The organism is Arthrobacter sp. GW822-FHT05G07, from assembly GCF_058799755.1.
Map to the genome: position 1 here is coordinate 190,813 of NZ_JBXALT010000003.1, position 14,082 is coordinate 204,894.

At 59.1% G+C, this 14,082-nt stretch carries 10 protein-coding genes; 4 read left to right on the forward strand and 6 right to left on the reverse strand.

The genetic code is table 11. The features are described 5' to 3' along the window. Window positions 1-172 precede the first annotated feature (172 nt). Genes glf through AC1RJY_RS06030 form a run of 4 tightly spaced genes read left to right on the forward strand, consistent with a single transcriptional unit; the run spans window position 173 to window position 4,952 of the window. Window positions 173-1,357, forward strand: coding sequence for a UDP-galactopyranose mutase (glf, locus tag AC1RJY_RS06015; RefSeq protein ID WP_026005450.1), 1,185 nt, complete (start codon window positions 173-175; stop codon window positions 1,355-1,357). Then, window positions 1,354-3,360 carry a glycosyltransferase gene (locus AC1RJY_RS06020; RefSeq protein ID WP_011775333.1) on the forward strand — a complete coding sequence of 669 codons (2,007 nt, stop codon included), beginning with the start codon at window positions 1,354-1,356 and terminating at the stop codon, window positions 3,358-3,360. Before glf ends, AC1RJY_RS06020 begins: the two co-directional genes overlap by 4 nt. Window positions 3,361-3,362: 2 nt before the next feature. After that, window positions 3,363-4,220, forward strand: a complete 858-nt coding sequence (locus AC1RJY_RS06025; RefSeq protein WP_014922226.1) for an ABC transporter permease — start codon at window positions 3,363-3,365, stop codon at window positions 4,218-4,220. Beyond that, window positions 4,221-4,952 (forward strand): ABC transporter ATP-binding protein, encoded by a 732-nt coding sequence (locus AC1RJY_RS06030; protein WP_011775331.1) that lies wholly within the window; start codon window positions 4,221-4,223, stop codon window positions 4,950-4,952. Window positions 4,953-5,224: 272 nt separating this feature from the next. Here AC1RJY_RS06030 and AC1RJY_RS06035 read toward each other — a convergent pair whose 3' ends face one another. The 6 genes from AC1RJY_RS06035 to AC1RJY_RS06060 form a co-directional block, all read right to left on the reverse strand. Next, entirely contained in the window at window positions 5,225-7,468 is a 2,244-nt protein-coding gene (locus tag AC1RJY_RS06035) for a glycosyltransferase family protein (protein WP_043806177.1), read from the reverse strand. A 97-nt stretch (window positions 7,469-7,565) separates the two neighbouring features. Further along, the gene (locus AC1RJY_RS06040) at window positions 7,566-8,594 is read right to left on the reverse strand and encodes a lysylphosphatidylglycerol synthase domain-containing protein (RefSeq protein WP_011775329.1); all 1,029 of its coding nucleotides are present in this window, start codon (window positions 8,592-8,594) and stop codon (window positions 7,566-7,568) included. Continuing rightward, window positions 8,591-9,346: a glycosyltransferase gene (locus AC1RJY_RS06045; RefSeq protein WP_238324329.1), complete on the reverse strand. Its 756-nt coding sequence runs from the start codon at window positions 9,344-9,346 to the stop codon at window positions 8,591-8,593. The genes AC1RJY_RS06040 and AC1RJY_RS06045 overlap by 4 nt, the downstream gene beginning before the upstream one ends. Before the next feature lie 213 nt (window positions 9,347-9,559). Further along, window positions 9,560-12,643: a chitobiase/beta-hexosaminidase C-terminal domain-containing protein gene (locus tag AC1RJY_RS06050; protein WP_498601973.1), complete on the reverse strand. Its 3,084-nt coding sequence runs from the start codon at window positions 12,641-12,643 to the stop codon at window positions 9,560-9,562. Further along, window positions 12,643-13,170, reverse strand: a complete 528-nt coding sequence (locus AC1RJY_RS06055; RefSeq protein WP_011775326.1) for a hypothetical protein — start codon at window positions 13,168-13,170, stop codon at window positions 12,643-12,645. The genes AC1RJY_RS06050 and AC1RJY_RS06055 overlap by 1 nt, the downstream gene beginning before the upstream one ends. Window positions 13,171-13,254: 84 nt before the next feature. Beyond that, window positions 13,255-14,076, reverse strand: coding sequence for a hypothetical protein (locus tag AC1RJY_RS06060; RefSeq protein ID WP_498601825.1), 822 nt, complete (start codon window positions 14,074-14,076; stop codon window positions 13,255-13,257). Window positions 14,077-14,082: the final 6 nt, after the last annotated feature.

Below are 14,082 nucleotides of genomic sequence, written 5' to 3' on the forward strand. Positions count from 1 at the left end.
GGCAGTTTTGAACGGGAGGCTGGCTACGGGCCAAGCCTCCCGTTCGTTTTTCCGGACAATTGATGCCTTGCTGCCGCGAGCTGCCGAATCGGGGAACGATCGTAACGTCGGGTAGCCTTTACCAGTAGACGTGGGCATCTCTGTGCCCGCACGCCAATACACAGGAGAGTTTGTGAACGCTGATCTCGTCGTCGTCGGCTCGGGTTTCTTTGGCCTGACCATTGCAGAACGCGCCGCTACCGAGTTGGGGCTGAAGGTTGCGGTGCTTGATCGCCGCCACCATATTGGTGGAAACGCCTACAGCGAGAATGAGGCGCAGACCGGAATCGAGGTGCACCGCTACGGCGCCCACCTCTTCCACACCTCGAATGAACGTGTGTGGGAGTACGTGAACCGGTTTACCAAGTTCACGAGTTACCAGCACAAGGTGTACACCAGCCATAAAGGCGAGGTTTACCCCATGCCCATCAACCTGGGTACCATCAACCAGTTCTTCCGCTCGGCCATGAGCCCGACGGAAGCAAAGGCACTCATTGCCGAGCAGGCTGGCGAACTGGCGGGAACGGACCCCCAGAACCTCAATGACAAGGGCATCCAACTCATTGGCCGTCCCCTTTATGAGGCCTTCATCAAGCACTACACGGGAAAGCAGTGGCAGACGGATCCGAAGGATCTGCCGGCTGAAATCATCTCGCGGCTTCCCGTGCGCTACAACTATGACAACCGGTACTTCAACGACACTTACGAAGGTCTTCCAGTTGACGGTTACACTGCCTGGATTGAGCGGATGGCAGATCACCCGAACATTGAGGTTGTCCTGAACTCGGACTTCTTCGACGACGGTGAGTACGGTCGCTCCTCTGTCCTCGGTCAGGTGCCCGTCATCTACACAGGCCCGGTTGACCGCTACTTCGACTATGCCGAAGGTGACCTTTCATGGCGCACCATCGATCTCGAAGAAGAGGTCCTGCCTATTGAGGACTTCCAGGGTTGTTCAGTAATGAACTACCCCGACGCCGATGCTGCTTTCACGCGCATCCATGAGTTCCGTCACTTCCACCCCGAACGGGACTACACCAAGGACGCTACGGTCATCATGCGCGAGTTTTCTCGTTTTGCTGAGAAGGGGGACGAGCCTTACTACCCCGTCAACACTTCTGACGACCGCCAGAAGCTGCTTGCCTACCGCGATCTGGCCAAGGGCGAGAAGTCGGTCCTGTTCGGCGGCCGGCTTGGAACGTACAAGTATCTGGACATGCATATGGCCATTGGTTCCGCCTTGTCCATGTTCGACAACAAGATCAAGCCGCACTTCACTGGCGGCGCCAAGCTTGAAAGTGGGGGAGTGGACGCATGACCGCGACAACAAACGAAAGCCAGGAGATCGCTATGACGGCCACTACTGCCGATGAAATCCCCGCTTCCACGGAACAGAACCTGCGGATTGTCCAGCGGGTGATTTTCCCGGCCAACCGTGACCTCGACACGTTGCCGCTGTATGTGGATCCTGACACCAACAAGCTTCACACGAGTGGCGGCGGCGCCGATGTTCAGGCCATTGGCATGGCCCGGAAACTCCACCCGGAGGACATTTTGAACCGCGGCTCCGTTCAGGTCCGCCGTGGTGAGCGTCTTTCTTTCGGGTCGTATTTCAACGCTTTCCCTGCCAGCTACTGGCGTAAGTGGACCATCGCTACCAAAACCGTGCTGCACATCGAAACCGAAGGCGAGGGGACGGTTATCGTTTACCGGTCCAACGCCCGCGGTGCTTCCCAGCGCGTGGATTCGATTCTGGTGGAGGGCCCTTCCACCAATGAATTCGAACTGACATTGGCCCCGTTTGGGGACGGTGGCTGGTACTGGTTTGACCTCATTGCGGGCGGCGACGGCATGACGCTCAAGAGCGCTCACTGGGCTGTCCCTGATGAGGGCCGCCCACAGGGTCGCGTCACGCTCGGCGTAACCACGTTCAATCGTGCCGACTACTGCCTCGAAACCATCAAGTCCATTGACGGTGACGCTGGTCTGCGGGAAATCCTTGCGGAACTTATCATCGTGGATCAGGGCAACAAGAAGGTCGCAGACCAAGCTGGCTTCGACGCAGTCGCGGAGTCCATGGGTGATCAACTTCGGATCATCAACCAGGGCAACCTCGGCGGCTCGGGAGGTTTCGCGCGGAACATGTACGAGATGGTCGTTTCTGACAAGAGCGACTACGTCATGCTGCTGGACGACGATATCGAGCTGGAAACAGAAGGCGTAATGCGTGCAGTGGCGTTTGCAGACCTCTGCCGTAAGCCGACCATCGTTGGCGGCCACATGTTCGATATGTACAACAAGTCCGTCCTGCACGCCTATTCAGAGGTCGTAAACTTCTATCGCTTCCTTTGGGGGCCTGTGGAGGGACTCGGCAATCACGACTTCTCCACTGCGGGTTTGCGATCCACTCCGCAACTCCACCGTCGCTGGGATGCGGATTACAACGGATGGTGGATGTGCCTGATTCCCAAGACGGTTGTGGAAACCATTGGTCTGTCCCTTCCTGTGTTCATTAAGTGGGACGACGCTGAGTACTCCCTCCGGGGCCGGGCTGCCGGCTTCCCCACGGTGACCCTTCCCGGGGCAGCAGTCTGGCATGTCTCTTGGGCCGATAAGGACGACTCCGTGGACTGGCAGGCCTACTACCACGAGCGCAACCGTCTTATCGCGACCCTCCTGCACTCGCCGTTCCCCAAGGGCGGTCGCATCCTGCGTGAGAGCTTGAACACGGACGTCAAGCACCTGGTATCCATGCAGTACTACCCGGAGCAGGCACGGGTGATGGCACTTCGCGATGTTCTCGCCGGTCCAGACAATTTGCACAAGCAACTGCCGACGACGATGCCGAAACTCCGTGCCATGCGCGAGGAGTTCCCGGACTCACAGGTCAAGACCGACCCTGCAGCGTTCCCCGAGGTCTTCCGCAAGCGTCCCCCCAAGAAGCCCCAGTCTTTCAAGCAGCCAGGCGCCTTGGGACTGCTTCCTTGGGCAGTTAAGACCGTCCTCAAACAGACACTGGCTCCCGTGCGCGGCACCGCCAAGGCTGCCCCTGAGGCTCACGTTGCTCATCAGGACGGCAAATGGTGGAGCTTGGCGCACTTGGATAGCGCCGTGGTATCCAACGCAGACGGCACGGGCGCTTCATGGCATTTGCGAAACCCGAAGATGGCACGCCAGCTGGTGGTTGAGTCCGCCAAACTCCATGCTCAGCTTTTCTCTAACTGGGAGACCCTCCGGGCACAGTACCGTGAGGCCCTCCCCGAGATCACCTCCATGGAGTCGTGGCGGGAAACGTTCGAAGCTTCGGAGCCCAGCAAGTAGCAATGACAACTTCCACTGATACATACGCTGTTCCGGGGGTAGGGGCCGGGCTGCTGGACGTTTACCGGCGCCGGTACCTCCTCAAACTGATAGTCCGTAAGGAACTCCGGGTAAGGTACCGGGGTTCTGTCCTGGGCCTTGCTTGGTCTTACGTCAAGCCGTTGGTCCAGTACGTTGTGCTGTTCTTTGCTTTGGGCATTGTCCTGCGCGTCGGGGATCAGATTCCCAATTACGCGCTGTACATGTTCTCTGGTGTCATCGTCATCAACTTCTTCTCCGAAGCGTTTTCGAATGCCACGAGATCCATCGTGTCGAACGCTGCCTTGGTTAAGAAGATCTACCTGCCACGGGAATTATTCCCCGTTGCCTCAGTGTGGGTTGCTGCGGTTCATTTCCTCCCCCAATTGGTGGTGTTGTTGGCTGCTGCGCTGCTGAGCGGGTGGAAACCGGACATCATGCAACTCATTGGAGCTGCTCTGGGCTTCGTCATTGTGGCAGTTACGGCGACCGGCCTGGGCCTCTTGGCCGGAGCCGTCAATGTCTTCTTCCGCGACGCCGAGAACATCGTAGATATGTTGATGATGATCGTAACGTGGACATCGCCGGTGCTTTATGACTGGACCATGATCCGTCGGCTGGCACCGCCTTGGGTGCTGGTCATCTATCAGCTCAACCCGATCACGGTGGCTGTTGAGTTGTTCCACTGGGCCTTCTGGTATCCCACTGTTGACCGTCCAGTCGAACTGCCTCCGCATCTGATGTGGACGGGATTGATTGGTCTCGGCATGGCTGCCCTGTTCCTTATCATCGGCCAACTCGTCTTCCGACGACTTGAGGGCCACTTTGCGCAGGAGGTCTAGATGGGCGCCGCAATAATCGTCAAGGACCTTAAAAAGACCTTTAATCTCCGCCATTCGCACTCTCTCAAGGAGACCCTCGTTTGGCTGGTGAAGGGTCGGAAAAGCGACCTCAGCAAGAAGTTCGATGCACTCCACGATGTGAGCCTCGAGATTCAGCCAGGGGAGACCGTGGCTTTGTTGGGGTTCAACGGCTCAGGTAAATCCACATTATTGAAACTTATCTCCGGCGTTATCCTGCCGGATAAAGGCACGGTCCGTACTAAGGGTCGCGTAGCCGGGCTCATCGAGGTTGGCGCAGGTTTCCACCCGGACCTGTCCGGGCGCGAAAACGTCTTCCTCAATGCTGCAATCCTGGGAATGACTGAGCAGGAAATCAACGAGAAGTTCGACGAAATCGTTGCGTTCTCCGAGATTGAGCAGTTCATCGACACCGAAGTAAAGTTCTATTCCTCCGGTATGTTCCTGAGGCTTGCTTTCGCAGTGGCAGTCCACACGCAGCCCGACATCTTCTTGGTGGATGAGATCCTGGCCGTGGGCGACGAGCCGTTCCAGAAGAAGTGTTTGGCCAAAATCAAGCAACTTTCGGATGAAGGACGGACGCTGGTTGTGGTCAGCCACGACCTCGACATGATCTCGCGTATCTGCGACAGGGGAGTTGTGCTTGCCTCCGGCACGGTGCAGTTCGAAGGCCCCGCTGACCAAGCTGTAGCATGGCTGCGCGATAGCAACTAGCAGGTAATTGCTGTTTGAACCCTACGAGGGACAGCAAAAAGGCCACCGCACATCTTCTCCGAATGATGTGCGGTGGCCTTTGCCATAGGTGAGTTGCTCTAAGTAGGACGGGGGCGGGCCTGACCGCGCTACTGCATGGGTGCTGGAGGGATCTGCCAGCGCCCCACAAACCAGCGCCCCACAAAGAAGAGCGTCCGCCCCGGTGGGGGCGGACGCTCCTCGGACCTTAGACGCTCTTCTGACTTACAGGCGGTCTAATACGTTGCAGCCGGCTAGACAGATACCTTTTCGGCCGGCTCCTGAATGACGTGTTCCTCGGACCCTGTGCGGCGATGCCGACGAACATAGTGGAAAACAGTGAACACCAATATCCCGAACCACGCGACCGCCTGGGCAGCGAGGCCCATGGTGAGACCCGGCGTCGTGAAGGAAATGTCCACTGACTTGGCACCAGCTGGAACGTCCACCAGGATGACCCCCGCTGGGCCCTGCGTGAGCTTCTGCGGTTCGCCATCAACCGTAACGGTGTAGCCGGGCCACGCGAGGCGGGCGAGGGTCAGCTTCCCTGCCCTGCCGTCGCCGGACAGAGTGATGTGTTCATCGTTGCCGTTCCTGACCGCATCCTGGACTGAGACTCCGTCAGAGGCCCAGGAAACGGTGCCGGGGTAGGGCAACGGGTTCTCCCGCTGAAGGATTGTCCGGGTCTCATCCGAGGCCACAATCGACCAGCCAGGGGCAACGTTGAGTTGGTCCGGGGCAATCATGGTCTTCTGGACGGCGACAGTCTCGACTTGAAGGACATCGGCCAACGTAACGTCGATTTCCGGGGACGCCTGTTTGAACAGCTCCGTGTAGGCAAGCGGGCAGGTCTCGCCGCGGTAGTTCATGCACAAGGCATTGACGTATGTAGTGAAGCTGATGCCGCTATACCGGCCCATGCTGTTGTTGACGTCGGCGTTGAGGATCTGATTGCCGTACAGGAGGCGTCCCTCAGTGAATTCCTCGCCTGTGATTTTCATGGTGTTGAAGATCTGAATGGTGTTGCCCCGGTAACTGCTGGTTGAGTCACGGAGCGTGTCTGCATCCACGGGGGAGCCGATTCCGGCTACGGCATTGTTGGGGACGAACTGCCTGGACTGCATTCCAAGCGTGGCGATTGTTCCCAGTACCATCACTGCGGCCAAGCCTCGGTAGCCGAAGCGCTTCCAGCCAAAGACGGCCAGCGCCACCAAGGCCAAAGTCACGGCCAGGGTGAAGACCTGCCATTTGCCGCCCTCGGGAACCATGGACCAGGCGCGGTAGGTTCCAAAACCAAGGATGGCCACGGTAATGAACAACCGTTTCTTCCATGATGTGGTCTTCAAGCCCGCTGAGGCCACCACCGCGACGAGAACGATGACGCCGAGGTACACATACTCGATGAGTCGGATCGGCCAGCGGAAGACCAGCACCTGGGAAGGAGCGAAGGTCAGCAGGAAGTAGATTCCGGTGATGATGTAGATGCTGAAAATTTGACGCGAGCGGTTTCGGAAGCTGCGGAAATCCAGCCACGGAAGCAGTGGCAGGACGAACCACGCCAGGTAACTTGAGGGGACGTTGTCGATGGGTGCCCAGAAGTTGTTGATCCGCGGCCGCATGGACGATGTGCTCATGGTTAGTAGCGACGACATGTCCGGGGAAAGGAATAGGTCATTCAGAATTTCGCTCTGTTGCCGCACTGTGACGGCTGAGCTGAGGGGCAAGGGGAAGTAGACCAGGACCGCGGTCAGACCTACCAGGGCACCGACAATGACGATTGGAATAAGCCGGCGCCAATGCCTCATGAGCATCAGCTCGATGGCGACAGCCGCGAGGACAAGAATGACGCCAATGGCCCCGTAGGGGTTTCCCGCCGTCATCGTCAGGAAGCCCAGCAGGAACGGCAGGAACGGTGACGTGTTACGGCGCGCGTAGCGGCGGACAGACCACCAGAAAACGGTAATCCATGCGAAGGCCATCAGGCCGCCCGGCCACCGGGCAGCCTCGTAGAAGAGCGTAAAGCCGCTGAAGGGGATTGCCACACCGGCAGCCAGAGCCAAGGGCCTGTTGGAACCGTAGTCGCGGGCGAGCATGAACGTACCGAACGCCAGCAACGCGATGAACTGGACGATGATGAAATAACTCGCCAGAGACAGGTTCTCGAAATTCGAAACGATGACTGAATTGACGATGTTAACCGGGTTGAAAATACCGTAGCCCACCTCGGCCACAATGTTGCCGCCCACCCATCCGCCGGGTTCCATCAACGGGAACCGGCCGGAGCGTATTTCCTCACCCATATGACGCCACAGGGGGAGGAAGGACTGCATCATGTCGTCCCAGTAGTAGAACGTGGGATTGAACAATCGGGGAATGATGGAGGCGACGGCTGCTATTGCGGCAGTAACAATGCCCCAATGCCAATCGTGCTGCATGAAGTAGCGCCGTCGGGTGACCGGCGGGCGCTGGGCAGTAGCCCCGGAGGTTCCTGCTGTCATGGTCTTAGCTTGCTCCTTAGCGCGCGGCATAAGTGTGAATATTGGCCTGAAGGACTGCCTGGATTACGGGAAGTTCGGGGGCACCCGCCACCACCTGCTACTTGGCCTCCGAGGCCGAGTCCACGGTGGTCTTGGAAGCTGACTGTTGCCGCCACCGGAAGTGAACATAAGCTATGCCGACGCACAGTAGATCCGCGATCGTGAACATGATTCGTGAAAGGGCAGCGATTGCCGTCGCAGCACCGGCGCTCATCATTCCGGCCAGGGCAAGGATCAAGATGGCTTCGCGAGCCCCCACGCCTGCGGGAAGCAGGAATGCCAGCACGCCCAGCGTCATACCAAGAGCCAACGCACCAGTCAGAACCAGGAACGTCGCGAGGTCCAAGGTGGCCTCATGGCCAACCAGGATCCAAAGGTGCAGGCCAAAGCACAGGTACATCAGCACGCCAAGGATGAAGGCCTTGACCATGGTGTTGGCCTGAATTCGTTCGGGGAGGGGCGGGCGGCGGAACACACGCAGGACGATGTTGACCAGGAACGTCACGACGTTTGGGTTCATCGCCAAAATAACAACCGGCAGGATGACGTACAGCCACTGCAGATTGGGCTGCCGTTGGACCAGGATAGGAAGCGCCGAAGCCCCAACCACCAAAGCCGCGCCAATGGTGATTCCGGTGCTCACCAGGGACGCTACGAAGACTTGCGCGCGAGCAATTCCGTTCTTTCGCCCTAGCTCCATCTGAAGTACGAACGCCCACACGGAACCGGGCAGGTACTTGCCGATCTGGCCGACCAGGTAGATCTGGTTGAGCACCAAACCTTGGGGTTCAATGTCTACGGATCGCAGCAGGCTTGCCATGACTACCCGCCACATGTACATACCGAGCAAGACGCCCGGGATAAGCGCCAGCAGGGACAGCAGGACCTGCCACCATTGAAGGGCGAAAACCGTGGCTTGGACTTGCGGCCACTGGACTGCAATGAAGTACACGGCCGCGGCGAATACGATGACCACCAAGGCGCGCCGGGCGAAGTCAACCAGCTTGGCCTTGGTGCTCTTCACCGGAGGCTGTTCTTGATTGAGATCGTTGTCGTTGGAAGGTGTTTCCGCAATTGATCCCGTCATGAGGCGTGCGTCCCCGCGCTGGGAGCCACCGCGAACTCACTCCGGCGGCGGCGCATGGCCACGAGTCCTTTGAACATCTTGACGACGTCGGCAGTCCGGATGGTGGTTTCGCCCGGTTCGTCGTCGGGCGCCAGTGTGACGGGCACTTCTACGATCTTGAAACCTTGCTTTTCAGCGGCGTAGACGACCTGGGTGCTGAAGAGGAATCCGGGGTCATCGAAGCGGTCAACCATGCTTCGAAGCCAGTCGCCGTCGACAATCAGTGTTCCTTGGGAATCGCCAACCTTGGACCCGAGGATTACCTGCCGCAGAGTCTTGAAACCAAAAGTGGTAATTCCGCGGATGAGACTGCGCTCGGTGATCGAGTCCTTGTGGGCCTTCGAACCGATGACGACGTGGGGTTTGGTTTGGAGCTTCTTGTCTTCGTCGAGATCGTCAGTACCGAAGGGAAGATCGTCCGCAGTGAGGAGCACGCGGCTGCCGGAGCTGGCTTCGATGCCCCTGCGGTAGGCGTTTCCCATGCCCTTTTGGCTCTGGAGAACCTGGAACGTCACGTTGGGAGTATCCACCGCGTGCTTGAGGGCGACCTCGAGTGTTTTGTCTGAAGATCCGTTCTCCACGATGATGATCTCGGAGGTGCCACTGGTCAAGTAGCCGGAAAGACGGGCCATTGTTGCCGCCAAAATCCGTTCTCCGTTATAGACGGGGATCACAACGGAGAGATCCGGTTGGCCTGCCTGGTCGAAAGTCAAGACTCTCCTCGGTAGTTCGTGCCGACGAATTCTTGAACGCCAGCCGTAGCCCGCAACGCTGTTGTCACGAGTTCCTTGCAAACCCTCAGTCTAGTTCATTGCTGGATACCTTCTGTGGAAGGGCAGCATCTCCAGTGCTGGGTGCAGACGAAAGGGGTGCACCGGATATTCTCCGGTGCACCCCTCAAAACGGCAAGCTACGTCCGGTCCCTATCAGGGGAGCGATGTGAATCCTTGCCATCCGTTGCCTACCTGGCCCCAGGCGAGCCAGCCGCCCGAGCCATTGCCTGGGTAGAGCCACAGATTGCCGCTGGCGTCCCTGGCGAGGACATCAGCTTTGCCGTTCCCATTGAAATCGCCGGGTCCGAGCAAGGCGGTCATACCATTCCATCCGCTTCCGATCTGGGAGCGGTTGCCCCAGCCGCTGCTGCCATTGCCTGGGTAGAGCCACAGGGCGCCCCCTGTGTCGCGGGCCAACACATCGGTCTTCCCGTCGCCGTTGAAGTCACCTGTGCTGAAGATGGCATTCATGACGTTCCACCCTGCTCCAACCTGAGTCCGACCAGCGGTGAACTTACCCAATCCATCGCCCTTGTAAAGCCACAGGATTCCGGAGGAGTCCCTGGCAAGGACATCGGATTTGCCATCACCGCTGAAGTCGCCGGGTGCCACAACAGCCGTGAATCCGCTCCAGCCGGCACCGGCAACTTCAGGAGGCTGCCAGCCGCCCACGCCGTTTCCCTTGAAGAGCCACAGTTGCCCGGACGCGTCCCTGGCGAGGACATCACTGCGTCCATCGCCGCTGAAGTCCCGCGTTGGAACGATCAGGTTGTAGTTGTTCCACGAGGTCCCGGTGTTGACCTTACCCAGCCATCCGCCGGTGCCATTACCCGGGTAGAGCCACAATGTACCGGCCGCGTCGCGAGCCAGGACGTCATTCTTCGCGTCCGAATTGAAGTCCTTCCACGTGTTGGCCGGTGCCGCAGGCAAGGTATATGTCTGCGATGCCACCGCAGACTGGTTGCCTGCCGCATCAACAGCGAAGTACTTGACCGTGGTGGTCGCTGTTGGCGTCACGGTCACGGTTGTTGTGCCGGTGGGGCTGGACAGCGTGGGTGTGGAGTTGTTCGTTGTGTAGTAGATCTTCGCTCCGGATTCCGTGGTCAGCGTGACCTTTTGTCCAAGCGTCAGGTTTCCACCCTGTGGGCTGGCTGTCACCGTTGGCGCAACATTGTCCAACACGTACACCTGGGTTTGCGGTGCCGAGGCATTGTTGGCTGCGTCGACTGCAATGTACTTGAGGGTTTTGCTTCCCATGGTGATGGGGCCGGTGTAGGGCGTGCTGGCCGTGGTGGGAGTGGTGCCGTTCTCTGTGTAGTAGATCTTGGCGTCTGCTTCACTCGCTGTCAGCGTGACTTTGCTTGCAGGACCGTACGTTCCGCCTACAGGACTGGCTGTCACTGTGGGAGGAGTCGTGTCAGCTATGAAGACCGTGAAGTTGACGCCTGCAACGGTGGTGTTGCCTGCAACGTCCCGGGCCTCTACTTCAAACCTGTTTGGTCCGTTGGCGATGTCCGCATAGACCTTCGGTGATGTGCAAGCGGTGAAAGCATCGGTTCCCAACCGGCAGCGGAACCCAGCTACATCCGAGGAGCCGGAGGCGAACTGGAACTGGTACCCGGCTCCCACTGTGGCCCCGCTGGCCGGAGCCGTGATGGCAACCTGGGGGGCCGTCAGATCAGCCGTTACGGTCTGCGCAGCAGCAGGGCTGACGTTCCCTGCCGAGTCCGTGCTTCGGATCCTCAAGGTATGGGCACCCGCAGTTGTGAGCGTGAATGTGTCACCCGGTACACATGCCTGGAAGGCAGCGTCGGCAGTGGAGTCAACGGAACATGTGAGTGTTGTTCCTGGCTCAAAAGTGGCGCCCAGAACCGGTTTGCCGTTGACTACTTGACCACTGTTTGGAGCTGTAAAGACCGGCGCAGCAGGTGCGACTGTGTCCACTGTGAATGTCCGTGAAACCGGTACGCCACCGGGTGCAGGCCTCACGGAGAAGGTCTGCTGCCCGTTCGTCAACGCAGTTGACGTGTAGGTGCCGCCGGTGCAGTTCACCCAGGCTCCACCCATGGAACACTCCAACGCACTGCCGGCCGGATCCGCGCTGACGCCGAACGTGGGAGTGGTGTCATTGGTGAATTCGGGATTGGGAGCTTGTGCACCGCTGGCCAGTGTGGGGCCGGAAGTAATTTTCGCCACTGCGCCGCCAAGGATGCTGATGCTGCCCCGGCCTTCGCCCGGAGAAGAGGCCAGCTGCCCGGGATCATCGAGCACCAGAAGTTGACCGCCCCGCATTCCAAGGCCGCCGATCTTGCTGAATCCCAAGGCCCATTGGTTGTCTACGGTGCCGTTCGTGAGGTCGAGCCGTGAGACCTTGTCTGTGCCCGCCGTGGTGCCGCTGCTGGTGCCCGTGTAAATAACGTGGGCGTTGTAGTCGTAGTAGATCGACGCCGCGACGCCGACGTTGTACGAAGTCAATGGCACGTAGTCTGTCATTTCGCCGTTGCCAGGGGCGGAAAACGCCCGGAGGCCGGTGGTTTCCAGTACGTAGACACTGACGTATCCGTTGCTGTCGTAGCCCGCCGCCACCAGGCCCAGTGCGCGGGTGGTGACCGACGCAATGGATTCGATGCTTGGGTGCATGATGGTCGGATCAACGATCTTGATGATTGAGCGGGCATTGGCGAATGACAGATAGATGTTGCCATCCGGTCCGTCAGAAACGGCGTTCGGGCGGACGTCGCCATCGAGGACCGTCAGTGTGCTGCTGTACTCGAAGAGGTCCAGCGGTGGATTCCACACGGCCCGTACAAGATGCGAACTTCCAACCGCTGAATCCGGAATGAAGACTGTTTCGTCGCCATTGCCGATGGAGCCGGGGGTGGGGTCAAGCACGATGGAGACCCCGGGGACTTTCGGTCCGGGGCCGGCTCCAGGCAGGCTGCCGCCCAAGCACGTGTCTTCCTCGATGGTGCCCGCGTTTCCGTTAATGGGTTCGGACATGCGGCAGAAACCGGCCACGCTATCTGAAACCCACATGCGGCCGATGGGGTCAAGAACAGTCCCCGCAGGCTTGGTGAGCCCAATACCAATGATCTGTTTCTGTTGGTCCGCATGTGCCGGGGTGCTGGAAACCACCGCGGTCATGCCTGCAACCGTCAGAAGTACGGCGGCCAATGCCGTGGTGACCTTTTGTCCGCGAAGCCGCCATCCGGCGTCGCGCCTCATCTGCTGTCCCATCACGCCACTTCCTTCAACCACTTGGTCAGGACTGCGGCCTGCGGTGCCATGGGCGCCAGCGTGAGTGCTCCCTTAACGATCGGAACGCCGCCAAGCCCATAGAGCGCCGTACTGATGGTTGGGGGATTGTTTCTGGTGCAGGCTTTGACAATGGCAAGGCAAATGTCATTCCTTGTTCCAACGGCGCCCGCTTCAACAGCGACATTAACCGCGGCATTTTCTTCCGCCGCCAAAACCTGGGGCTGAAGGCCCACATATGTCACTACGACATCTGCGAATTTCTTGTATTGAGTGTTTGCCCAAACCTCTTCAAGGCTCGACAAAATGATGAGCGGATTTCCATTGGCTCCGCGACATTCGAATTGATATCGCTTGACTGGTTCGGGTCTTTCGACGCGTGGTTTGTCGGCATCGCCGGCATTCGTCACGCCCAGCCTGAATGGCTCAACATTTTCAACGACCTTGACCGAGCAGCCTGTAAGAACGAGACCGGCTAGGCCAAGCTGGACGATAGCGCGTCTTGGCATGTCCACCGAGGGATCCCCACTTCATTCGGATGCTCCCCAGCTCCGCATGCAGTTGGATTTTCGCCCCAGCCGTTGCCGGCTGCATTACTCTATCTTCTCCCAAATTCCGCATTTGTCACTAGCTAGTACGTCTTTTTCTTCAAGGATTATTCCTGATTGACCTTCGGCTGCCCCGCCGTTGGCCTTCGTGCTGCCGTCAGAGGCCGACACCGACCATGTGCAGCCTTCCGGCGGGGTCTTCCGGAGGTGGAACTTTCCGGGAACCAGGCCCTCGCTCGTCACCGAAGACTCGCCGTCCCCGGCTCTTTCCCCCGACGCCCAGAGTTCGATGATTCGCCCCTGCGGTGCCCTGGGGCATAGCTCGCTTGCGGCCCGCAGCATTTGACGGCTGCTTCGGCCGAAGAGCTCCGAAGCGGCTTCGTCGCTGACGCGTGTACAGAGTGCCAATGCGGTCAAATAGGCGTCGAGGCCCTCGGATGGTGTGACACCGGGCTCAGCTAGGGAGATGATCCGGGCTTCATCTTCGGTGGGCTCGAACGGAGCGGGTCCTTCATAGCTCGCAGTGCAGGAATCCATACGGACATATCCGGTGGAAGCCCAAACCTCCGCAAGGCTTGTGTACGTCACGTCCGGAACTGCCTCGTTAAGGCTTGAACAGAGGTACGAGAACCGGCCCGAATCATCAGGTGCGCCGGCGCCTTGTCCGCTGCCATTGCCCGGCTCTGTCGGTTCGGGAGCAGGCGTTGCCGATGATGAAGGAGTCGCCGATACGGAGGGAACGGGCGTTGCCGTGGTGGAAGGTGTCGGTGGGCTGGAGCAACCGGCAATGAGCAGTAGCATCGCCGCAGCGGCCGGGTACAGGGTTCGCATGATGACCTCCACCTCCATGGTTGTCAGAACCCGCATGCCGGT

What these genes read in the sequence shown, in the direction of transcription:
- AC1RJY_RS06020 (WP_011775333.1), top strand. Translation starts at nt 1,354, where the DNA reads ATGACCGCGACAACAAACGAAAGCCAGGAGATCGCTATGACGGCCACT.
- AC1RJY_RS06025 (WP_014922226.1), top strand. Translation starts at nt 3,363, where the DNA reads ATGACAACTTCCACTGATACATACGCTGTTCCGGGGGTAGGGGCCGGG.
- AC1RJY_RS06030 (WP_011775331.1), top strand. Translation starts at nt 4,221, where the DNA reads ATGGGCGCCGCAATAATCGTCAAGGACCTTAAAAAGACCTTTAATCTC.
- AC1RJY_RS06035 (WP_043806177.1), bottom strand. Translation starts at nt 7,468, where the DNA reads ATGACAGCAGGAACCTCCGGGGCTACTGCCCAGCGCCCGCCGGTCACC.
- AC1RJY_RS06040 (WP_011775329.1), bottom strand. Translation starts at nt 8,594, where the DNA reads ATGACGGGATCAATTGCGGAAACACCTTCCAACGACAACGATCTCAAT.
- AC1RJY_RS06050 (WP_498601973.1), bottom strand. Translation starts at nt 12,643, where the DNA reads ATGGGACAGCAGATGAGGCGCGACGCCGGATGGCGGCTTCGCGGACAA.
- AC1RJY_RS06055 (WP_011775326.1), bottom strand. Translation starts at nt 13,170, where the DNA reads ATGCCAAGACGCGCTATCGTCCAGCTTGGCCTAGCCGGTCTCGTTCTT.
- AC1RJY_RS06060 (WP_498601825.1), bottom strand. Translation starts at nt 14,076, where the DNA reads ATGCGGGTTCTGACAACCATGGAGGTGGAGGTCATCATGCGAACCCTG.